This window comes from Zavarzinia sp. (assembly GCF_049306435.1).
Classification (GTDB): domain Bacteria; phylum Pseudomonadota; class Alphaproteobacteria; order Zavarziniales; family Zavarziniaceae; genus Zavarzinia.
The window spans coordinates 1-22173 of sequence record NZ_JBAQRT010000282.1 but is presented as its reverse complement, the minus strand read 5'-3'; the positions used below and the strand labels follow the sequence as shown (position 1 = coordinate 22173).

The 22173-nt window shown below is 65.9% G+C and carries 19 protein-coding genes; 11 read left to right on the top strand and 8 right to left on the bottom strand.

Translation table 11 applies throughout. The features are described from left to right. The first annotated feature begins 60 nt into the window (after positions 1-60). Complete coding sequence (locus WAZ62_RS15730) at positions 61-924, top strand: hypothetical protein (RefSeq protein ID WP_422644480.1); 864 nt, start codon at positions 61-63, stop codon at positions 922-924. Positions 925-990: 66 nt separating this feature from the next. Here the strand turns inward: WAZ62_RS15730 and WAZ62_RS15725 are convergent, their stop codons facing one another. From WAZ62_RS15725 to WAZ62_RS15715, 3 genes are read right to left on the bottom strand one after another with little or no spacing between them, the layout of a single operon-like run. Beyond that, positions 991-2202 (bottom strand): ABC transporter substrate-binding protein, encoded by a 1212-nt coding sequence (locus WAZ62_RS15725; protein ID WP_422644479.1) that lies wholly within the window; start codon positions 2200-2202, stop codon positions 991-993. A 25-nt stretch (positions 2203-2227) separates the two neighbouring features. Continuing rightward, a complete protein-coding gene (locus WAZ62_RS15720; protein ID WP_422644478.1) occupies positions 2228-3784 on the bottom strand; it encodes a hybrid sensor histidine kinase/response regulator in 1557 nt (518 codons plus the stop codon). A 2-nt stretch (positions 3785-3786) separates the two neighbouring features. Continuing rightward, positions 3787-4551, bottom strand: coding sequence for a response regulator (locus WAZ62_RS15715; RefSeq protein WP_422644477.1), 765 nt, complete (start codon positions 4549-4551; stop codon positions 3787-3789). A 425-nt stretch (positions 4552-4976) separates the two neighbouring features. Here WAZ62_RS15715 and WAZ62_RS15710 point away from each other — a divergent pair, with 425 nt between their 5' ends. The 8 genes from WAZ62_RS15710 to WAZ62_RS15675 all read left to right on the top strand — a co-directional run bounded on the left by WAZ62_RS15710 (position 4977) and on the right by WAZ62_RS15675 (position 13769). Next, a complete protein-coding gene (locus tag WAZ62_RS15710; protein ID WP_422644476.1) occupies positions 4977-6257 on the top strand; it encodes an ABC transporter substrate-binding protein in 1281 nt (426 codons plus the stop codon). Positions 6258-6263: 6 nt separating this feature from the next. Then, the gene (locus WAZ62_RS15705; RefSeq protein WP_422644475.1) at positions 6264-6992 is read left to right on the top strand and encodes an ABC transporter ATP-binding protein; all 729 of its coding nucleotides are present in this window, start codon (positions 6264-6266) and stop codon (positions 6990-6992) included. Positions 6993-7013: 21 nt separating this feature from the next. After that, the gene (locus WAZ62_RS15700) at positions 7014-7715 is read left to right on the top strand and encodes an ABC transporter ATP-binding protein (RefSeq protein ID WP_422644474.1); all 702 of its coding nucleotides are present in this window, start codon (positions 7014-7016) and stop codon (positions 7713-7715) included. 14 nt (positions 7716-7729) lie between these two features. Continuing rightward, positions 7730-8611 carry a branched-chain amino acid ABC transporter permease gene (locus WAZ62_RS15695; RefSeq protein WP_422644473.1) on the top strand — a complete coding sequence of 294 codons (882 nt, stop codon included), beginning with the start codon at positions 7730-7732 and terminating at the stop codon, positions 8609-8611. Continuing rightward, on the top strand, positions 8608-10272 hold the full coding sequence (locus WAZ62_RS15690) for a branched-chain amino acid ABC transporter permease (protein ID WP_422644472.1): 1665 nt from the start codon (positions 8608-8610) through the stop codon (positions 10270-10272). Before WAZ62_RS15695 ends, WAZ62_RS15690 begins: the two co-directional genes overlap by 4 nt. Before the next feature lie 37 nt (positions 10273-10309). Then, positions 10310-10681, top strand: coding sequence for a hypothetical protein (locus WAZ62_RS15685; RefSeq protein WP_422644471.1), 372 nt, complete (start codon positions 10310-10312; stop codon positions 10679-10681). After that, on the top strand, positions 10674-12998 hold the full coding sequence (locus WAZ62_RS15680; protein WP_422644470.1) for a N,N-dimethylformamidase beta subunit family domain-containing protein: 2325 nt from the start codon (positions 10674-10676) through the stop codon (positions 12996-12998). Before WAZ62_RS15685 ends, WAZ62_RS15680 begins: the two co-directional genes overlap by 8 nt. Positions 12999-13127: 129 nt before the next feature. Next, positions 13128-13769: a helix-turn-helix domain-containing protein gene (locus tag WAZ62_RS15675; protein WP_422644469.1), complete on the top strand. Its 642-nt coding sequence runs from the start codon at positions 13128-13130 to the stop codon at positions 13767-13769. An 18-nt stretch (positions 13770-13787) separates the two neighbouring features. Here the strand turns inward: WAZ62_RS15675 and WAZ62_RS15670 are convergent, their stop codons facing one another. The 4 genes from WAZ62_RS15670 to glnT all read right to left on the bottom strand — a co-directional run bounded on the left by WAZ62_RS15670 (position 13788) and on the right by glnT (position 18106). Next, positions 13788-15125 (bottom strand): FMN-binding glutamate synthase family protein, encoded by a 1338-nt coding sequence (locus tag WAZ62_RS15670; protein ID WP_422644468.1) that lies wholly within the window; start codon positions 15123-15125, stop codon positions 13788-13790. Beyond that, complete coding sequence (locus tag WAZ62_RS15665) at positions 15125-15814, bottom strand: protein glxC (protein WP_422644467.1); 690 nt, start codon at positions 15812-15814, stop codon at positions 15125-15127. The genes WAZ62_RS15670 and WAZ62_RS15665 overlap by 1 nt, the downstream gene beginning before the upstream one ends. Continuing rightward, positions 15811-16650 (bottom strand): class II glutamine amidotransferase, encoded by an 840-nt coding sequence (locus WAZ62_RS15660; protein WP_422644466.1) that lies wholly within the window; start codon positions 16648-16650, stop codon positions 15811-15813. Before WAZ62_RS15660 ends, WAZ62_RS15665 begins: the two co-directional genes overlap by 4 nt. A 73-nt stretch (positions 16651-16723) precedes the next feature. Then, positions 16724-18106, bottom strand: a complete 1383-nt coding sequence (gene glnT, locus WAZ62_RS15655; RefSeq protein WP_422644465.1) for a type III glutamate--ammonia ligase — start codon at positions 18104-18106, stop codon at positions 16724-16726. A gap of 167 nt (positions 18107-18273) precedes the next feature. Between glnT and WAZ62_RS15650 the strand changes: the two genes are divergently transcribed. Then, positions 18274-19578, top strand: coding sequence for an NAD(P)/FAD-dependent oxidoreductase (locus tag WAZ62_RS15650; RefSeq protein WP_422644464.1), 1305 nt, complete (start codon positions 18274-18276; stop codon positions 19576-19578). A 4-nt stretch (positions 19579-19582) separates the two neighbouring features. Here the strand turns inward: WAZ62_RS15650 and WAZ62_RS15645 are convergent, their stop codons facing one another. After that, the gene (locus WAZ62_RS15645) at positions 19583-20770 is read right to left on the bottom strand and encodes a M20/M25/M40 family metallo-hydrolase (RefSeq protein ID WP_422644463.1); all 1188 of its coding nucleotides are present in this window, start codon (positions 20768-20770) and stop codon (positions 19583-19585) included. A 66-nt stretch (positions 20771-20836) separates the two neighbouring features. Here WAZ62_RS15645 and WAZ62_RS15640 point away from each other — a divergent pair. Further along, on the top strand, positions 20837-22173 hold a 1337-nt coding region (locus tag WAZ62_RS15640), incomplete at its 3' end, for a CocE/NonD family hydrolase (protein WP_422644462.1).

The window sequence follows — 22173 nt, the reverse complement described above, 5'->3', positions numbered from 1 at the left end:
CCGGCGGGCGCCGTGCCCGCCGGCAGGCGAGGCTTGTCCATGTAACGAGGAGTAACGGGGATGACAGGGGTAAAGAGGGCTGTATTCGGGAGCGCGATCCTGGCGGCGGCATGGACCTTCGGCGGCGCATCGGCGGCGCGGGCGGATATCATCCAGTGGAGCGATACGTCCGCCGGCATCCGCTATGGCGTCGACCATCGCGAACCCGCCAATCCGAATGACATCACTAAGGCGATCATCCAGCTGCAGCATGTCCATGGCTGGACCTATGGCCAGACCTTCATCGGCATCGACATCCTGAAGGGCGTCGACGAGGACGAGGAAGCGGCGGACGACGGCAATGGCCCGGCGACCGAAATCTATGCCGTGCTGCGCGAAAAGCTCAGCTCGGCCAAGATCTTCGGCGCGGCCTATGGCGGCCCGATCCGGGATATCGGCCTCACGATCGGTGGCGACATCTCCTATGACGACGATGTCTTCCACGGCCGGGTGCGAAAATTCGTCGTCGGCCCGACGATCGATTTCGATGTCCCCGGCTTTCTGTCCATCGGCCTGCTGCTGGGCACCGAGCATAATTACAACGGCATCGTGAACACGCCGGTCGATTTCGATCCGACCTGGCGCATCGAGACCGCCTGGGGTCTTCCGGTGCCGGTCGACATCGGCGTGCCGGTGAAGTTCAAGGGCTATATGAATATCGTCGGCCCGAAGGGAACGGACGGTTTCGGCAACGACACCGTCTATGAAATCCTGCTGGAGTCGGCCCTCATGTTCGATATCGGCACTCTGATCGGGGCACCGGACGCGTTGCAGATCGGGCTCGGCTATCAATGGTGGCGCAACAAATACGGCAATGATCCCGAGATCACGACCTTCGGCACCGAAGCCAGCGTGCCCCAGTTCGTCGCCGAGTTTCATTTCTGATCGCCCCGGGGGGAAGGCGCGAGCGGCACAGGCTTGCGTCTTCGACGCCCGTCGTTGAAGTGGACGTCAGGTCGGCGGCAGCCAGGGCGGGGCTTCGAAGGCCGCGTCGGCGAAGGGCTCGGGCGCGATCAGGGCCGGCGGACGCTCGGCATCCCGCAACTGATAGAACAGATGCGGCAGGCCGAGGGATGGGTCGTTGGTGGCGTCCGGGTAGGGCACCGCCGCCTGCCAGAGCGGATGATAGCGGATGGTGCCGGAGACGCTGCGATAGGGCAGGTCCAGAAGCACACTGGCGAGGCGGCGGTTCTGCTCCGCCCCGCCCGGCCCCGCCGTGCCGCCGGCGACCGCCGCCGCGATCGCGTAGTGATGCAGCGAGTTATAGGTCTGGCAGCCGATCTCGGGCGTCGCCTCGGGACCGAAGCGCTGCTTGTAGGTGTTGAAGAAGCGCCAGCCGATTTCATCGCGCGGCAGGCCGATCACCGTGCCGACGATGGCGCCGCGCCCCTTGTCCCCGACGAGTTCCGAGAAGGACCGGTGCAGCGCGCCATACTGGAGATAGAGCAGCGACGGCAGCGGCTGTTCCATGAACTGTAGATGGAAGCGGGCGAGGTCCCCGGCGAAGAAATGGGTCAGGGCCATGACCGCGGGCTCGTGCGCCCGGATCTCGTCCAGCAGCGGGCGCCAGTCCCCGGGGATGCGGCGCAGGATGCGCGGCGGAAACACCGGCCGCCAGCCGAATTGCTCGGCCGCCTGCGCCATCGCGTTGGCGATCACGATACTGTAGGGCTTGGGCCCCGACACGATGGCGATCCGGTTGTTGTCCGGTCGCCATTGCCCGGAATCGCGCAGCCAGGACAGGAACTTGATGAAACCCTGGCCATACCAGTATTCGGCCGGGTCCGACATGAAACAGCCGAAGTAACGCACGGGATCGCTCATCACCGTGTCGTGATGCTGCAGCAGGGTGTTGTTGTGGATATAGATGATGCCCGCGTCGGCGATCGCCTCATATTCCGAATTCTGCGAGCCGATGTTGTACCCCGCGATGATCGCGTGGACGCCCTCGGCGAGCAGGCGTCGGGCGGCGCGAACGGTTTCCTCGGCGGTCTGGGTGCCGGTATCGGCGAAGCTGGGTTTCAGAAGGCGGCCCAGGATGCCGCCCCGCCGGTTGATTTCCTCGCAGGCGAGGATGATGCCATTGCGGAACTCCCGCCCGTCGCCGGGCGAGGCGCCGGTCAGCGGGACCATGCCGCCGATGGGGATGAAGTCATCGCTCATGGCGCCCCTTCCGTGACCCGTGGCTTCACGAGAGTTCAGGCACGAGCTCGGGCTCGAACAGCACGTTGTGCATGATCACCCGCAGGCCCGGCGGGCTGACCGGCTTGATCATCACCGGAAAGCCCTGGCGCCGGATGTCGGCGATCAGATCGGGGCTGGTGTCGGCGGTGACCACGATCGCGGGACAGGGCAGCTCCAGAAGATCGTTGATCTGATGGACGATCTCGGTTCCATGCACGCCGCCGCGCAGCCGGTAGTCGGTGATGATGATATCGGGTGTCCGTTCGAGCGCCTTGAGCGCCGCCGGAATGTCGTCGAAGGCATCGAAAATCTCGACATTGATGCCCCAGCGCCGAAGCAGCGTCATCAGCGCATCGCGCAGGTGATGGTCATCCTCGAGGACGAGGCAGCACAGGCCGGTGAATTCCCCGCCGATCTTCTCGTTGATCTCGGGCTCGCCGACGTTGGAACGCCAGACATCGCCCAGCGGCACGTCGAGGGCGAACATCGATCCCTTGCCCGGGGTCGATTCCAGCGTGATCCGATGGCCCAGCACATCGGCCAGCCGCCGCGCGATGTTGAGGCCGAGGCCAAGGCTGTGCCGGCCCGATTGCTGCCCGCCGACGCGAAAGAATTCCTCGAAGATCTTTTCCCGATGCGCGGGGGCGATGCCGCAGCCGGTGTCGTGAACCTCGATCCGCAGGGTCTTGCCATGGCGCCGGCAACCCACCAGCACGCGGCCGATATCGGTATAGCGAATGGCATTGCCGACGAAATTGGACAGGACCCGTTCGAGCAGGGCGCGGTCGCTCTCGATCGCGTGTTTCGACGGCAGGATGCGCAGATCGATGCCCTTTTCCCGGGCCAGATGGGCGAACTGGATGCGCAGCCGGTCGAGCACGGTCGCGACCTGAAAGGTCTGAATGCGCGCCGCCACCTTGCCGGCATCGAGCTGGCCGATGTTGAGCAGCGCGCCGAGCAGATCCTCCATGATCGAGGCGGAAACATCCATCGCGTGAAGGGCTTCGATGCGTTCCTGTTCCGAGGTGGCGGAGAGGCAGGAATAGATCAGGATCTTGAGCGAGGCCAGCGGCTGGCGCAGATCATGATTGGCGGCCCGCAGAAAACGCGACTTGCTCTGATCCGCCGCCGCGGCGGTATCGCGCGAGCGCTCGAGGGCGCGCTGGATGCGCCAGTATTCGGTGATGTCGATGAAGAGGCTGCTGACCTCGCCGCCCGCTATCGCGCGGCATTCCACGCGCAGGACCTGACTGTCGGTGAAGATCAGCGTCAGGCCGTCGAGAGGGCCGAGGCGCGGCGGCCCGCCCGGGTCGGCCTCGGGCGGGACGGAATGAACGAGTTGGCTCGAGCCCTCGATCGCCTCGATCAGGGCCCGCTGGGACAGGCCCGGGGCAAGCCCGCCCGCGAGGCCCGCGAAACGCCGCGCGAAGGCGGCGTTGAAGGTGACCAGCTTCAGATCGCCGGACCAGACCGCGAGGCCGTGACCCAGCGCCTCGAAGGCCCGTGCCCGGCTGCCCTGTGTACCGTCACCGATTGCATCGGCGTCACCGGCGGCGGGCATGGTCAGTCGCCCCCCGACGTCTTGTCGATTTCGAGCGCGCGTCTCAGGGGGGCGGTGTTCTCGACGGCGAAGCGGATCGCCGCCTCCCGCGTGGCGATATTCAGTTTCTTCATCGCATTGCCAAGGTGCACGCGCACGGTCTGACGGCTGATGTCGAGTTCGGCCGAGATCGCCTGCAGGGACACGCCCTGGCCGAGGGCGGCGAGAACCTCGGTTTCGCGCCGGGTCAGATGGGCGAGGGCGGATTGAATGTCGCCGCGCTCGTCGCGCGGGGCGGGGGCGACGTCACGGGCCGCCGGCCGGCGCTCCCCGCCTGGCGCCGTGCCGAGGGCGCGGGTCAGGATGTCGCGCGGAAAGGCGACCTCGCCCGCCATCACCCGGCTCAGGGCCAGCCTGATTTCCGATGGGCCGTAAGACTTCGGAATATAGCCGACGACACCGTGGCGGATCGCCTCCAGCACATGCTCGGGATCCTCGTGGACGGAGATGACGACCACGGGGACCGCCGGAAAGCGGCTGCGCAACACCTGCAGTCCCTCGAAATCGCGGAACCCCGGCATGACGAGGTCGATGATGACGAGGCTGATCGTCGGATTGCGCTCGAGCGCGCTCAGCGCTTCATCGAAGCTCGCCGCCTCCTCGACATCGCCATCCGCGCCGAGGCTGCGCGCCACCTGGCGCAGGGACTCCCGCACCACCCAATGATCGTCCGCGATCAGGATGGTCATCCGGGGGAAGGCCGATGCGGGCTCATCCAGCTTGGACAAGGGAAGGCTCATGATTCCTCGAGGGCCCCTTCGCTTCGGCCGGGGCAACTGCCGCTATTTTCATCACATGCATCCATCTATAGCGGACCCGCCGCCATGGCAACGACAGACGCTGCCGCCGCCATGTGGGGGGATGGAACCGCCGGTACTCGTGGGGAAAGGCATGAGAGGGTTATCCTCGGGTCGTCTAGAACTTTCGATATGATGGAAGCATAAAAATTTAATCGGGGTATATATAATTTATTGACAGTTACGTTATTTGCTTCTTAGCCTTGATCCAGACAAGGCGGGCGGGATGGGGTGTCCCCCAAAACGCCATTACTAGACATATCGATAATATCCAGATTGACCGACCATCACGGAGATGAATCGCTATGACGAATACAGTTGGGGGCCAGAGGGGCAAGGCCGGCCAAAAGCGTTCGATGACCCGGCGATCGGCCCTCAAGGTCGGTCTGGGCGGTGTCGCGATGACATTCGCCGCGCCCTATATCGCGCGGGGCATGAGCGACAAGATCCTGGTCGGGGTGCCGTCGTCACTCTCGACCCCTTACGGCGTCGCCGATGACACCGACCATCTGAACGGCACAAGGCTCGCGGTCGAGGAAATCAACGCGGCCGGCGGCGTGCTGGGGCGCGAGATCGAGTTGTTCGTGCCCGACGTCGACAAGCTCTCGCCCGAGAGCTGCCGTCAGGCGATCGCCGCCTGCATCGACAAGAAGGTCCACGCGATCTCGAACTCCTTCGTCTTCGCCCCGATCGCGGCGATGGATGAATCGACCAAATACAAATGTCCCTATCTGAACGGCAACGCCCAGCGCCTGCCGACCGAGGCTTTCCGGGCCGATCCGGTCAAATACAGCCATGTGCTGCAGACCTGCCCGGCCGAGGTGAATTACGGCTGGACCTATCCCCTGTGGCTGAAGGCCATGGAGGAAACCGGGGTCTGGAAGCCGAAGAACCGCAAGATCCATATCGTCGCGGAACAGGTCGGTTACTGCCAGACCATCCTGAAGGCCGCGCGCGAGTCCATTCCGAAGTTCGACTTCGAACTGGCCGCCGTCACCGACATCCAGTATCCGGTGAACGACTGGGGTCCGGTCATCCAGCAGCTCAAGGAAGTCGACGCCGGCGCGATCATGATCGACCATTGGGTCGCCGCCGAATATGCCGCCTTCTGCAAGCAGTTCCGCGCCAATCCGGTCGAGAATTCGCTGGTCTATCTGCAGTATGGCCCGTCGCAGCCGGAATTCCTCGAACTCGGCGGCAAGTCGACCGAGGGCTTCTGCTGGGCGACCACCCTTGGCGTTTACGGCGACGAGCGCGGCCAGGGCTTCCGCAAGAAATACGTCGAACGCTTCCCCGAGTTCGAGGGGAACATGGGCCTCGTCTATACCGGCAATGGTTACGACATCATCCACTACCTGAAGCTCGCCTGGGAAGCGACCGGCAAGCCGGAAGATTTCGCCGGCAATGTCGCCTGGATCCGCAACAATCCCTATCGCGGGGTCTGCGGCCTGATCGACATGAAGAACGACCTGCAGGAAGCGCGTCACTTCCCCGACAACGGTTTCGGCAATCAGTCGGCCGACCTCGAAAAGGGCATGTCCCAGCTCTTCGTCCAGGTTCAGGGCGGCGCGCACAAGATCATCTGGCCGAACGAGATCGCGGAATCGAAGCTCGTCGCCGCCCCGTGGTGGAGCTGAGCCGCGATGGCGGGATCGAGCGACGCGCCGATCTTTTCCTGTGACAACCTCTCGCTCGACCTCGGCGGGCGAGAGGTCCTCAGGAACATCGGCTTTCAACTGCGCGCGGGCGAAGTGCTGGGCATCATCGGCCCGAACGGGGCGGGGAAGACCAGTCTTCTCGAAATCCTGTCGGGCCGTTACCAGCCGAAGACCGGGCGCGTAACCTACAAGGGCCGCGATATCACGCCGCTGAAACTGTTCGAGCGGGCGCGGCTCGGCATCGGCCGGACCTATCAGACGCCGATCGTCTGCGAGGATCTGTCGGTGGGCGAGACCTTCAAGGCGGCCCGTCAGGCCTACAAGCCCTATCTGACCCGCTTCGACGCCGAATATGGCGCCAACCTCGTTCACTTCACCGCGCCATACGAGAAGGCGAATGCCCAGCTCAAGACCTTCGAGCGGCGCAAGCTCCTGATGGCCAATCTTTTGATGCGCCGGCCGAATGTCCTTCTGATGGACGAGCCGGCGGCGGGCCTGATCAATGCCGAGATCGACGAGATCGACCAGATCCTGCGCATGTTGTCGAAGGAGATGAATGTCGCCGTGCTCATCGTCGAGCACCGCATCGAGCTGCTCGCCTCGATCGCCGATCGCGTGATCGTGATGGATGCCGGCGAGGTCATCGCCGCGGGCGAACTCGCCGATGTCATCAGGAGCCCCGCCGTCCGTGCCGCCTATTTCGAGGCGCATTGAGCCCAAGCGCAGGGGAATGGAATGACTGAAGTTCTGAAAATCGATGGGCTGTCCGCCGGATACGGGCCGCTGCGGGTCATCCACGATCTCGATCTCGTGATCTGGCCGGGCGAGAGGCTCGGCATCGTCGGCCTGAACGGCCACGGCAAGACCACGCTGATCTATGCCATCGCCGGGCTGACCGGCTGGCAGCGCGGCTCGATCCTGCTGAACGGCGAACAGATCGGGCGCACGCGCAGCCAGGGCGCCGGGCGTTACACCCACCAGATCGTGCGCAAGGGCCTCGCCATCATGCCCCAGGGCGATGAAATCTTCACCGGCCTCACGGTCGAGGAACATCTCGATTCCGGCGCCTTCACCAGGGAAGCCTGGCGCGATCGCAAGACCCGCAAGGAGAGGGTGCTCGATCTGTTCGAGCCCCTGCGCAAGCTGATGAAGACGCCGGTCGGCCGGCTTTCGGGTGGCGAGCGCCGCATGGTCTCGATCGGGCGCGGCCTGATGACCGACGCGAAGCTCTATCTCGTCGACGAGCCGTCCCTCGGCCTCGCGCCCAAGCTGGGGCAGAGCGTGATGGAGGCGCTGCTCGCGATCGACCTCGAGGACAGCGCCATGTTCATCGCCGAACAGAATGTCGCCCTGCTGGAAGGCCGGGTGGACCGGGTGATCGGCATGCACGCCGGCAAACTGAAGGGCGAGGCTTCGACCACGCTCGGCATCGGCTGAACGGAACAGGTCCCATGGAAATCGCCCAGATCCTCAGCAATGCCATCATCGTCGCCGCGATCTACGGCCTGATCGCGGTCGCCGTCTCGATCACCTGGTCCAGCCTCGGCCTGATCAATCTCGGTTATGGCTTCGTCTTTTCCTTCGCGGGCTACTGGGCCTGGCTCACGGCGCAGCATCTGTCCGAATGGCCGCCGCTGATCGCCGCGGCGGGCATCCTCGGCGGCGCGGTCGGCGGCGTCATCATCTGCCTCGTCGTCTTCATTCCGCTGCATGACAAGCCGAATTTCACGACGCGCGGCATGATCGGCACCCTGGCGATCAGCCTGATCGGCTCCCAGGCCCTGCTGATGCAGTTCGGCCCACGCGCCAAGTCGCTGCCGGAACTGTTCGGTTCCTGGCAGGTCGATGTCGCGGGCATGGCCCTCACTTCGGACAAGATCGGCATCGTCCTGTGCTCGGCCCTGATGCTCGGTGTCGTCGTCATCTGGATGAAGGGCAGCCGGCGCGGCCTTGAAATCCGGGCCATGATGATGAACCCCCATGCCGCCTCCATCGTCGGCATCGGCATCCGCTCCACCGGCATCTACGTCATGGCCCTGACCGGGGCGATGGCGGGCCTCGCCTCGGTCCTTCTGTCGCAGACCTATTACATCGCGCCCTTCAGCGGCCTGACGCCGCTCATCAAGGGCGTCAGCATCGCGCTCTGCGGCGGGCTCGGCTCCGTCCAGGGGGCGGTGATCGCCGCCATGATGCTGGGCCTGACCGAAGCGGCGACCTCCCGTTTCCTTGGCGGGCAATATGTCCTGATCACCCAGTTCCTCGTCATCATCATGATCCTGATCGTGCGCCCGCACGGCATCTCGGGACTTCTGGACAAGGCTCGTGAACAATGACCGAAACGCAGCCCGGAAAACTCCAGCCGATCACCTGGCACAATCCGCTCGAGCCCTGGGGCGCCGATCAGGGCAATCCCGAACTCACCTCGGTCGCGCAACCCGATGCCGGTGATGTCTGGCGCGCCAATACCGCCTACAAGGCCAAGACCTACAAGGTCGGCCGGCTGAAGCACTATGTGATCTGGTCGAACCATGGCCGCCGGCTGTGGCGCCGCTGGCGCTGGTGGCCGACACGGCGCAATGTCCTGCAGATCCGAGGCCTCTACAATCGCAAGACCCTGAAGGCCGAGAAGAAGATCCAGGATCGGCGGCCGATCTACTGGGCGGTCTGCCTGGCGCTGCTCGCCATCGGGCCCTTCGTCTTTCCGGCCTCCATGTATAATACGCTGCTCTCGGCGGGCACGATCTTCGGCGTCTTCGCCGCGATCAATGTCTGCTGGACGCTGATCCTCGGCACCGCCAGCATCTTCACCCTGGCGAGTTACGCCGTCGTCGGGGTGGCGGCTTTCGTCACGACCTATCTGTCGATGCAATGGGGCCTGCCCTGGTACACGCTGCCGGTCGGCGGCGCCTTCATCGGCCTTGTCATGGGCGGGGTCATCGCCATACCGGCGCTGCGGCTCGACGGCTTCTATTACGCGCTGCTGACCCTTGGCCTCAACGAGCTTTGCCGCGTGTTCTTCACGACGACGAAGGCTTTCGGTTCGGCTTCGGGCGGGCTTTACGGCGCCGACAGTTTCATCCCCGACAGCTGGTCGCCGGTGGCGCAATCGCTGCTGTCCTATTACTCCGCCTTCGGGCTGCTGCTCGCGACGCTGTTCCTGTTCCGCTTCATCAACGGCAAGCGCCTGGGGCGGGTCCTGCGCATGGCGCCCGAAAAGCGCGAAGCCTTCGCCGAAGCCTGCGGCGTCGACTATCGCCGGGCGCGCATCATCATCTTCGTGCTGACCTCGGCCGCGCTCGGTTTCATCGGCGGCTTCTACGCCACGCTCTATCGCGGCACCGCCTTCTCGATCTTCAGTTTCGATACCGTCTTGCTTGGCCTCGCCATGGTCACCATCGGCGGCATCGGCAAGGCGGAAGGCGCGATCCTCGGCACCCTGGTCGTCATCTTCCTCGACAAGGTGCTGATCGGCCTTGGCCCGGCGCGACTGTTCCTGATCGGGCTGATCATGCTCGGGGTCGTGCTCTTCACCAACAACGGCTACTTCGGCATCAAGAAGCAGTTCAACGCCTGGCGCGACAAGAAGCGCGGCGAATGGCGCTCCATGCGCTCGGAAAAGGGCGGCGAGGCCCTGCCCGAGGAAGCGACGGAGCGCGACAACAAGGACGAGGTCTATTTCCTGCGCTTCGACAAGATGCAGCGGGATTACCTGAAGACTATGATCTGCCCGGAAATCATCGAGGAGCACCGCCGCCAGCCGCTGGGCCAGCACAGCGCCGCGCTCGAGCGCTTGCTGATGTATTTCCGCCGCGCGCCCATGGACGACAAATACGCCCTGCAGCGCAATGCCGAGACCGGCCGCTACAAGATCATCGCCTTCTCGGGCCAGCGCGGCGTTTCGCCCCGCGTGGTCGAGGACCGCGAGTACGACACGATCGGCGATGGCTACCACGCGATCTTCGTCCGCCGCGTCCACGATCTGATGGAGGCCTGATGCCGTGCAACCGTCCCCAACCGGAGGCCCGCCGCCCATGACCGAGCCGCTCGATCCCGTCCCGGTCGACGCCGAACTGGCCGTCCGCGACTATTTCGACGCGAAGACGCGGCGCTATCTGAAGCGTGTCATCACGCCCGATCTGATCGCGGAACATCGCCGCGATCCGCACGCCCAGCACCGCAGCGAGCCGCTGGGACGCCTGCTGTTCTATTTCAAGAGCCTGCCGGTCGGCCAGCAATACGCCCTGCGTCTCACGGCGGACGGGCGTTACCGCATCACCGACATTCCAAGGCCGGGGGAGCGCCCGGCCGATGTGGACGCGACCGACTATCCCGACACCGCCTCGGGTCTCCACGGGATCTTCCTGCGCAAGATCAACGATTTGATGGGTAAGCACGATGGCTGAACAGAAGATCTTCGGATATGCCGACCGCCTGTCGGTGAAACAGGGCGGACGCCTCGCCATCCACGTCAATTGCGACGGGGCGAGCGAGGCCGAGGCCCAGCTCGTCCGCCTGATCCACGGCGACAGCAACACCGAAGCCGGCCCCGGCTATGTCGAGGAGGAGATCGCCCATCCCGCCAATGGGCGCTGGGCGGTGAAGAAGCAGTTCACCCAGCTCGGCAGTTTCCTGACGGTCGAGGATCCGGCGCTGCATCTGAAACTCGACGGCACCCTGTCGATGATGGCCTTCATCTGGCCGTCGATGCCAAAGCACGGCGTGCGCCAGACCATCATGGGCCGCTGGGACACGCTGACCAACGAGGGTTTCGCCCTCGGCATCAACCCCGACGGCTATCTCGAATTCTGGGTCGGCAACGGCAGGGATGTCGACTATGTCACCGCCGAAATGCCGCTGATCCGCCATGTCTGGTATCTGGTCGGCGTCAGCTATGACGCGGCGACCGGCGCGGCGACGATCTATCAGGAAGGCGTTCTCAATCGTTACAATTCCCTGATCGGGACGACGACGCCCTATGATTTCTCGTCCCATGTCCAGACGCGCTTTCGCTTCGCCCAGCTGAACCGGCCGGATGTGCCCTTCCTGATCGGCGGCGCGCGCGACAATCACGCGCTGCGCGGCGATTTCGTCAGCGATCTCTACGCCGGCAAGATCGACCGTCCCTTCATCAGCGAGCGGGTGCTGACCCGCGCCGAGATGGACGCGGTCAAGGCCGGCCATCTGCCGCCGGCCGATGGCCTCATGGCCTATTGGGACACGGCGGCGGGCTACACCGACGACGGCATCGGCCACGACGTGATCGACACCGGCCCCTGGCGCCTGCCGACCCGGGGCGTCAATCACCCGGTGCGCGGCATGACCGGCTGGAACTGGACCGGCCGCAACGATTGTTTCCGTCTCGCCCCCCATGAGTTCGGCGGCATCGAATTCCACCCGGACACGGTGACCGACTGCGGCTGGGAAGTGACGAAGACGGTCGAGATTCCGGCCACCCTGAAGAGCGGGGTCTATGCCTTCCGCCTGCGCGTCGGGCCGGGGCGGGGCATCGCCGAGGACTATGTCGTCTTCTTCGTCCGTCAGGCGAAGCCGACGGCCAGGCTCTGCTTCCTGGTGCCGACCGCGAGCTATCTCGCCTATGCCAACGAGACCCTGGCCTTCGATGCCCAGATCGTGCAGCCGATGACCGGCCAGCCGCCGATCATTTCCGATGTCGAGATCGAGACCTACGAGCACCGCGAATACGGGCTGTCGACCTATAATTCCTACGAGGATGGCGCCGGCGTCTGTTTCACCTCGTGGAAGCGGCCGATCATCAACATGCGGCCCAAGTTCCGCAATTCCTGGATGGGCACGCCCTGGCAGTTTCCGGCCGATCTCTCGATCGTCGCCTGGATCGAACATTGCGGTTACGACTGCGATTTCATCACCGACGATGACCTGCACAACGAAGGGCTGGACGCCCTGAAGCCCTATAATTGCGTCCTGACCGGCACCCATCCCGAATATGTCTCGGAGCGGATGCTCGACGCCCAGGAAGACTACGTCGCGCAGGGCGGCCGCCTCGTCTACATGGGCGGCAATGGTTACTACTGGTGCGTCAACTTCGACCCGGAAGAGCCGGCCTGCATGGAGGTGCGCAAGCTCGACAGCGGGATGCGCGCCTGGGCCGCCAAACCCGGCGAGCATTACCTGCAGACCAACGGCAGCAAGAGCGGCCTGTGGCGCAACCGTGGCCGCGCGCCGCAGAAGCTGGTCGGCGTCGGCATGATTTCGGAAGGCTTCGAAACCTCGGCCCCGTTCCGCCGGATGCCGGATTCCTGGCACCGGACCGTCTCCTGGATCACCGAAGGGGTCGAGGGCGAGCTGATCGGCGATGAAGGCCTCGCCTATGGCGGCGCGGCGGGTATCGAGATCGATCGCTATGATCTGTCCCTTGGCACGCCGCCGCATACGAAGATCATCGCCTCCTCCGGCGGGCATACCGACAATTATGTGCTGGCGACCGAGGAAATCCTCTATGCCTATGCCGGCATGGTCGGGACCCTCGATTACCGGATCCGGGCCGACATGATCTATTACACCAGCTGGAATCACGGCGCGGTGTTCAGCACCGGCTCCATCGCCTTCGGTCAGGCCCTGCCCGCCAAGGGTTTCGCCGGGACGACATCGAAGGTGCTGCGCAATGTCGTCGATGCCTTCCTCAAGGATGGCCCGCTGCCCGGCCGGCAGTGGACCCTCGAGGAGAAACAGTGGCGCTGAAGTCTTTCCGGCCGGCAGGGCTTCTCCTGACGGCCGGATGCGCGCCGCTGGCCCGCGCCTTGCCCTTCATGGTAGTCTCGGGCCATGAAAACCCCAGGGAAAGAACCCGGCCCCCGCAGGGTCCGGCTGATGCAGGCGGAAAAGCCCGATGCGGGCCCGCGCGGCGAGAAGCCGGCCCCGATCGATTCCGAGACCATCCCCTTCGAGCGGCAGGTCGGCGCCGTCCTGCGCCGCCTCCGGGTCAAGAGCGGTCTTACCCTCGCTGAACTGTCCGAAGGGGCGGGGATCAGCAGCGGGATGCTCAGCCGGATCGAGACCGGCAATGTCATGGCCAGCCTCGACACCCTGCGCCGCCTGACGCGGGCCGTGGGCGTCGATCTGTCCGTCCTGTTCCGCGAGACCGAAAGGGGCGAGGGGCACGCCCAGTTGATCAAGGGCGGCGACCAGATGGAAGTGGTGCGCAGTGGCACCCGCCACGGCCATACCTACCGGCTTCTGTCCTATGATCGCGGCCCCAAGAAGAAGTTCGAACCCTTCCTGATCGAGATGGACCGCGAGAGCGAGATCTATCCCCGCTTCCAGCATCCGGGGACGGAGTTCATCTACATGCTCGAGGGGCGTATGGATTATCGCTTCGGCGACCGCACCTATCTGCTGGAGCCGGGCGATGCCTTCACCTTCTCCGGCGAGGTCGAGCACGGCCCCGAAAAACTCCATGTCGAGCGGACGATCTTCCTTTCGATCATCATCTACGACGAAAGCGCGGGGTAGGCCCCCGCGCGTCGCCGGTTACAGGCTGCCCGGGATCCAGCGCGTCCCCGCCAGCGGCACCTGGGCCATGGCCGCCGCCTCGATGGTCAGGGCGGACAGGTCCTCGGGCTCCAGATTGTGCAGCGAGCTCTTGCCGCAGGCCCGGGCCAGGGTCTGGGCTTCCAGCGTCAGCACCTTCAGGTAATTGGCGAGGCGCCGCCCGGCCGCGACCGGGTCGAGCCGGGCCGACAGCACCGGGTCCTGCGTGGTGATACCCGCGGGGTCCAGACCCTCGTGCCAGTCGTCATAGGCGCCGGCCGTGGTGCCCAGGGCCTGATATTCGGCTTCGAGGGCCGGATCATTGTCGCCCAGCGCGATCAGGGCGGCGGTGCCGATCGAGACGGCATCGGCCCCCAGCGCCATGCATTTGGCGACATCGGCGCCATTGCGGATCCCGCCCGAGACGATCAGCTGCACCTTGCGGTGCATCCCCAGGTCCTGCAGGGCCTGAACGGCGGGACGGATCGCGGCCAGGGTCGGAATGCCGACATGCTCGATGAAGACCTCCTGCGTCGCCGCCGTGCCGCCCTGCATCCCGTCGAGCACGATCACGTCGGCGCCGGACTTCACCGCCAGGGCCGTATCGTAATAGGGGCGGGAGGCGCCGATCTTCAGATAGATCGGCTTTTCCCAATTGGTCAGCTCGCGGAGTTCCTCGATCTTGATTTCGAGATCGTCGCAGCCGGTCCAGTCGGGATGGCGGCAGGCCGAACGCTGGTCGATGCCTTCCGGCAGATCGCGCATCTTCGCCACCCGGGGCGAGATTTTCTGGCCCAGCAGCATACCGCCGCCGCCCGGCTTCGCCCCCTGACCGACCACGATCTCGATCGCGTCGGCCCGGCGCAGGTCGTGCAGATTCATGCCATAGCGCGACGGCAGATATTGATAGACCAGCTTGTCCGAATGGCCCCGCTCCTCGGGGGTCATGCCGCCGTCGCCGGTGGTGGTCGAGGTGCCGGCCAGGGTCGCGCCGCGTCCCAGGGCTTCCTTGGCCTGACTGGACAGGGAGCCGAAGCTCATGCCGGCGATGGTGACCGGAATATCAAGCTCGATCGGCTTCCTGGCGAAGCGCGTGCCCAGCACCACCTTGGTGCTGCATTTCTCGCGGTAGCCTTCGAGGGGATAACGGCTCATCGAGGCGCCGAGAAAGACCAGATCGTCGAAATTGGGCAGGCGCCGCTTGGTGCCGCCGCCCCTGATGTCATAGATCCCGGTCGCCGCCGCGCGGCGGATCTCGGAAATGGCGTAATCGTCGAATGTCGCCGACTTGCGGGGCGTGGTGTGCTGCCGGCCGCCGTGATGGATCGTGTCGCTCATCAATAGGCTCCCGCGTTGTCGACCTTGAAGTGATAGAGATCGCGTGCCGAGCCGTAACGCCGGAAGGCGTCGACGGGGACATCGGTCACGCCGGCGGCGGCCAGCAACCCGGCCAGTTCCGCCCTGTGTTCATCGCGCAAGGGCTTCTCGATACAGTCGGCGCCAAGGCTGGTGACCGCGCCCCGGACATAAAGCCGCGCCTCATAGATCGAATCGCCCAGGGATTCGCCGGCATCGCCGAGGACGACGAGGCGCCCGGTCTGCGCCATGAAGGCGGACAGATGGCCGACGTCGCCCTTCACGACGATATCGATCCCCTTCATCGAAATGCCGCAGCGCGCCGCCGCATTGCCGTCGATCACCAGAAGGCCGCCCCGGCCCGAGGCCCCGGCCGCCATGCTGGCGTCGCCGGTGACATGGACCTTGCCCGCGCTCATGGTCTCGGCCACACCCTGTCCGGCGTTGCCTTTCACCGTGATTTCGGCGCCGTGATTCATGCCGGCGGTGAAATAGCCGGTGTTACCCTCGACCTCGACGGTCAGGGGGCGGTCGATGCCGACGGCGACCGAATGGTGGCCGCGCACATTGGCGACATGCCACACGCTGCCCTCGGGCGCCGAAGCCGCATCCTGCAGGCGGCTGTTCAGATCGCGGATGGTCGCGCTCTTCAGGTCGATCACGCCGGTCATTGGCCGCGCTCCCAGAAATAGACGGTGGCGGGTTTCGGCTCCCAGACCCGGGCGTTATCGATGCCCGGCAGGTCGACGAGGCTGCGATATTCCGAGCCGAAGGCGACATAGGATTCGGTTTCGGCCATGACGGCGGGCTTGCAGGCGATCGGATCGCGCAGCACGCCGAAGCCGCTTTCGGTGCCGACGACGAAGGTGAAGAAGCCGTCGAGATCGGTCAGGCCGGATTGCAGGGCTCCGCCCAGGCTCTGGCCCTGGCGCATCCGCCAGGTCAGGTAACCGGCGGCGACCTCGCTGTCATTCTCGGTCGTGATGGTCACGCCCTCGCGGCGCAATTCCCGGCGCAGCGAATTATGGTTGGACAGCGAGCCATTGTGGACAAGGCACTGGTCGCGCCCGGTCGAGAAAGGATGCGCGCCATCGGTGGTGACGGCGGATTCCGTCGCCATCCGGGTATGGGCGACGCCATGGCTGCCCGCCATGCGCTCGATGCCGAAGGCCTTGCCGACGGCGACGGGATTGCCCACTTCCTTGAAGATTTCCATGCGCCGCCCCTTGCCGACCACGGCGATCTCGGGCGCATGGGCGGTCAGCCAGGCCTCGGCATGGCCGAGGTCGGTCTCGGCCACCGAGACGATCGCCTGGGTATGGCGGACGGCGAAATCCAGTTCCTTGCCCAGCGCCTCGGCCAGGCGGCCGGCGACGGCGGCCACATGACCTTCGCTCGCACCGTGCAGCGAGAGTTTCACCATGTCCGGCCGGCCTTCGCCGTAAATGGCGAAGCCGGCGGAATCCGGGCCCCGGCTGCACAATGTCGCCATCATACCGCCCAGCATTTCACCGAGCCTCGGCTCCAGCGACGAATCTTTCAGAAAGAGACCTGCGATACCACACATGTAACACCCACGATCAATAGAAGGACAGGTAGCGGCTGGTCTCCCATTCGGAGACATGTCGGTGGTAGTCCAGCCATTCCATGCGCTTCAGCGAGACGAATTCAGCGATGAAGCCGGTGCCCAGGGCATCGGCGAAGAACGTGTCGGCCTCGAGGGCGTCGACCGCCTCCTTCAGCGACTGGGGCAGGATGGACACGCCCCGGGCCGCGACCTCGTCGAGCGAGAGTTCATAGAAATTGCAATTATGGCCCGGGCCGGGATCGAGCTTGCGGTCGATGCCGTCGAGACCGGCGGCGATCAGCGCGGCCGTGGCGAGATAGGGATTCATCGCGCCGTCGCCGGTGCGGATTTCCAGCCGGCCGTAAGGCACGCGCACCATGGCGGTGCGGTTGTTGTCGCCGTAAGCGATGAAGACCGGCGCCCAGGTGGTGCCCGACAGGTTCCGCCCGACCACCAGCCGCTTGTAGGAATTGACCGTGGGCGCCATCAGCGCGGTCAGGGCCGGCGCGTGATGCATGATCCCGGCCAGGAAATGATAGGCCAGTTCCGACAGCTCCAGCCCGCCCGGATCGGCGCGGTCGTGGAACAGGTTGCGTCCCGAGGCATCGGCCAGCGAACAATGGACATGCATCCCGCTGCCGGTCGATTCCGATTTCGGCTTGGGCATGAAGCTGCAGATGGCGCCGAGCTCATGGGCGATCTCGGTCGCCGCCATCTTGAACAGGGTGATCTGGTCTGCCGTCGTCATCGCGTCGGCATAGTGGAAATTGATCTCGTACTGGCCGTTCGCGTCCTCGTGATCGATCTGATAGACGTCGATGCCGACCGCCTGCAGCGAGACCACAAGGCGCTCCAGAAAGGTGCGGCCCCGGGCGATACCCTTGTAGTCATAGGCGGGCTTGGCCAGCGTGTCGGTGCCGTCGATCGGGGTGAGGCTACCGTCCTCGCCTTTGCAATAGAGGATGAATTCCGGCTCCAGCCCGGTGTTCAGGGTCCAGCCGCGTTCGGCCAGACGGGCGACCTGGGCGGCCAGGATGTTGCGGGTATCGAAGCCATGGGCCGCGCCCTTGACCGTGCCCGTGCCCATCACCCGGGCATAGCCGGGCATCCAGGGCAGCAGGGTGAGGGTGGAAAGGTCGCCGACCAGCATGAATTCCGCGTGATGCGGCTTCATGCCGAGGCCCCAGACACCGGCACCCGCGAAGCCCGCGCCGTCACCGAGAACGTCGCCGAGATGAGAGACGGGAACGGCTTTCGCCTTGGGCACGCCATGGATATCGACGAACTGCGCGAGCACGAAGCCGACGCCCTTCGAGCGCAGGAAATCGATGGCGCCGGCGCAGTCCAGTCCGAGCGGCACCAGCAGGGCATTTTCGGTAAGCGAGGTCCAGGTCATGGCATCATCCCTCTGGCGTGGCGGAAGCGGGGAAGGAGAATCTTCGTGGCCGCGCCGATGGATTCGATATTGCATCCCATGCAAAAAAAGTAAATACAGGTAATTATTTTTCCAATCAAAGCGACGACCGAAGCGGCGGGCGGAACAGCGGGCAGGAGCAGGGGACCATGACGGAGCAGGCGGTTTCACCCGGGGGGACGGATCCCTGGTCCACGCCCTACTGGTGGCAGGCGGCGCCGCGCCAACGGTTCGACCACGCCCCGCTGCCGGACCGGGCGGATGTGGTCATCGTCGGCGCGGGCTTCACCGGAACTTCGGCGGCGCTGGTCCTCGCGCGGGCCGGCCGGAATGTCGTGCTGCTGGACAGCGGTGCCCCCGGACAGGGCGCGAGCAGCCGGAACGGCGGCCAGGTCGGCAGCGGCAATCAGAAGTTCAAGGTCGCGGCGCTGATCGCCCAGCGCGGCGAGGCCAAGGCGACCGCCCTCCTTCGCGAGGGGACGGCCATGCTGGGCCATATCGGCGATCTGATCACCCGCGAGGGCATCGCCTGCGATTACACGATCTGCGGACGCTTCCGGGGCTGCGTCCGGCCCGAGCATTACGACGCCATGGCCCGCGACATGGAGGATCTGCGCCGCGTCGCGGGGGTTACGTCCTACATGGTGCCGAAGGCGGAGCAGCGGCGGGAAATCGGCAGCGACTATTATCACGGTGGCTCGGTCCTGCCGGCCGATGCCAGCCTGCATCCCGGCAAATATCATGGCGGTCTGCTCGATCTGGCGCGGGCGGCCGGGGCCTCGGTCCATGGTTTCGCGGCGGCGACGGCGATCACGCGGGATGGTCCGGGTTTCGTCGTCACGACCGCGCGGGGCCGGATCGCCACCCGGAACGTGATCGTCGCGACCAATGGCTACACCGGCGATCTGGTGCCCCATTTGCGCCGGCGCATGGTCACCGTCCATTCCGCCATCATCGCGTCCGAGCCGCTGGCGCCGGGGGTGATCGATCGCCTGATGCCGAAGCGGCGTGTCTATGGCTGCACCGCCCGGGTCTTCCATTACTTTCGGCCCTCGCCCGATGGCACCCGCATCCTGTGGGGCGGGCGCGTGGGCGGGGCAAGGCGGGGCGATGCGCAGGGTTACCGCCATCTGGCCGCCGAGATGGCGCGTGTCTTTCCCGAACTGGCGGGTGCGCCAATCGCTGGCGGCTGGTCAGGCCAGATCGGTTATACGTTCGACGACATGCCCCATCTCGGGGTCGTCGACGGCATTCACTATGCCCTCGGCTATTGCGGCACCGGCGTCTCCCGCGCGACCTGGTTCGGCGACAAGATCGCGAAGAAAGTGCTGGGTGATCCCGATGGGGCGAGCGCCTTCGACGATCTGATCTTCCCCAGCCATCCCTTCTGGTTCGCGGCGCGCAGCGCCGTGCCCTGGGTCGAGGCCTGGTATCGTCTGCGCGATAGCCTCTAGAAGGTCACGCCCGCCAGCGCGGCCCTTCGTCCGGCAGGCGCGACACGAGCGCGGCGAACAGGGCGCCGCGTTCGGCGAGGCTGGCCAGCGGAATCCGCTCGCGCCGGCTGCAGGTGTCGAAACAGACCGGGCCAACACCATCGAGGGTCGGGCAGCCCAGCGCCGCGCCGAAACTCCCGTCCGAGCCGCCCCGGGTGACAAGCGGGGGCGCCACCACGCCAAGGCGCGCGGCCTCCTCGGCATAGAGCCGGTACAGGGTATCGCCCCGGTCGCGGGGAAATACCGGCCGGGTCATGCCGCCGGCTTTGGTCAGGGTCACCGCCAGATCAACGGCGCCCGCCCGGCCGACGATGTCGCCGATGGCGGCCAGCAGCAGGCTGGCATCGAGGGGGTCGGCGGCCCGCAGATCGACATGCATCACCGCATGGTCGGGCACGACCTGGCGCGCGGTGCCGGCGTTCAGCATGCCGACCGTGACGATCCGGCCCTGGTCCGGCGCGCTCAGATCCTCCAGCGGGCCGACGAGGCCGGCCAGCGCGCGCAGGGCGCTGTGTCCTTCCTCCGGGTTGACGGCGGCATGGGCGGTGCGCCCCCGGGCCTCGATCACCATCGCCCCGACCGCGCCCCGGCCGACGATGACGCCGCCGCCCGGTCGGGCCGGCTCCAGCACCAGGGTCCAGTCCGAGAGCGCCGCCTCCCGCTCGATCTCGGCGCGGGAGCCGGTTGAGCCCAGTTCCTCGTCCGGCACGAACAGGCAGGCGATTTCACCGAGGCCGTCGAAACCATCCTCGATCAGGGCGCGCACGGCGAAAAGCGCCATGACCAGCCCGCCCTTCATGTCGCCGACACCGGGACCGTAAGCATGGGTCCCGTCGGACGAGAACGGCCATTCGGCCGCCGTGCCCGCGGGCCAGACCGTATCGAGGTGACCAAGGATCAGCAGCCGGCCCGTGCCGCCGAAGCGCCGCCGCATCAGGCGAAGGGCGCCGCGCCCGGGAACCGGCCGTCGCTCTTCCTCGAAACCGAGGCCGGACCATTCGCTGGCGAGAATATCGCCCACGCGGTCGACCCCCGCCGCGTCATGGGAGCCGGAATCCTGATTCACCAGACGGCCGAGGAGGTCCAGCATGGCCGGGGTCTGGTGGCGAAGGCGGGTAAGCATGGTCTGCACCGTGACGACATCATATTGCATACTGTGTACCGTATGGCGTAGGACTATACAGGTCAATTCCACTCTCCCCTCTTTTCGAGAAGGCTGATGGCCGTTTCCGAGATCGACGCCCCCGCCCCTTACCGCCAGATCACCATTCCGCTTGCCGATGGCACGGTGCTGGCGGCCCGCCTGTGGCTACCGGAAGCGGCGGCGGGTCCCGTCCCCGTGGTGCTGGAATGGATCCCCTATCGCCAGTCGGACCTGACGGCGGTGGGCGATGCCATGATGCATGGCTGGTTCGCCCGGAACGGCATCGCCGCCGTCCGCGTCGACATCCGGGGCAGCGGCAATTCGGATGGCGTGCTGCGCGACGAATACCTGCGCCGCGAACAGGACGACGCGGTCGAGGTCATCGCCTGGCTGGCGGCGCGGGACTGGTGCAATGGCGCGGTCGGCATGATCGGCATTTCCTGGGGCGGCTTTGCCGCCCTGCAGATCGCCGCCCGTCGCCCGCCGGCCCTGAAGGCGATCATCACCTGCTGCTCGACCGACGATCGCTATGCCGACGATGTCCATTACATGGGCGGCTGCCTCCTGTCGGATGGCATCACCTGGGGCAATGCCCTGTTCGGGCAATTGGCCCGGCCGCCGGACCCGCTGCATGTCGGCGCGCGCTGGCGCGAGATGTGGCAGGCGCGGCTGGACGCGGTCGAGCCGCCGCTGGCGAGCTGGCTGGCGCATCCGACGCGGGATGATTTCTGGCGCCATGGCTCGGTCTGCGAGGATTACGGCGCCATCACCTGCGCCGTCTATGCCGTCGGCGGCTGGACCGATGGCTACAGCGACGCGATCCTGCGCCTGATGGAACATCTGTCCGCGCCGCGAAAGGGCCTGATCGGCCCCTGGACCCATGTCTATCCGCAAGGGGGCGCGCCCGGTCCCGCCATCGGCTTCCTGCAGGAGGCGCTGCGCTGGTGGAATCACTGGCTGAAGGGCGAGGACACGGGCGTGATGGACGAGCCCATGATCCGCTTCTGGCACGGCGAATCCTTACACCCCGATGCCCGGATGCCGTCGATCGGCGGCCACTGGCGCGGCCTGCCCGCCTGGCCCCCCGGTGATGCCGACAGCCACCGCTTCCACCTCGACCATGGGCGCCTGTCGGAACAGGCGCCGGGCCGGGCCGCCACGCTCGCGATCGCGACGCCCATGACCTGCGGGCTTGCCGGCGGCGAATGGTGCCCGCTCGATGGCGGCGGCACCGGCCCCGAATTCCAGACCGATCAGCGCCTGGACGACGGACTGTCGGTCTGTTTCGACAGCGCGCCCCTCGATGTCCCCCTCGATCTCGTCGGCAAGCCGGTGTTCGAGGCCGAGCTGAGCCTGCCCGGGCCGGTGTCCATCCTGGCGCTGCGCCTGTGCGAAGTGGCGCCGGACGGCAC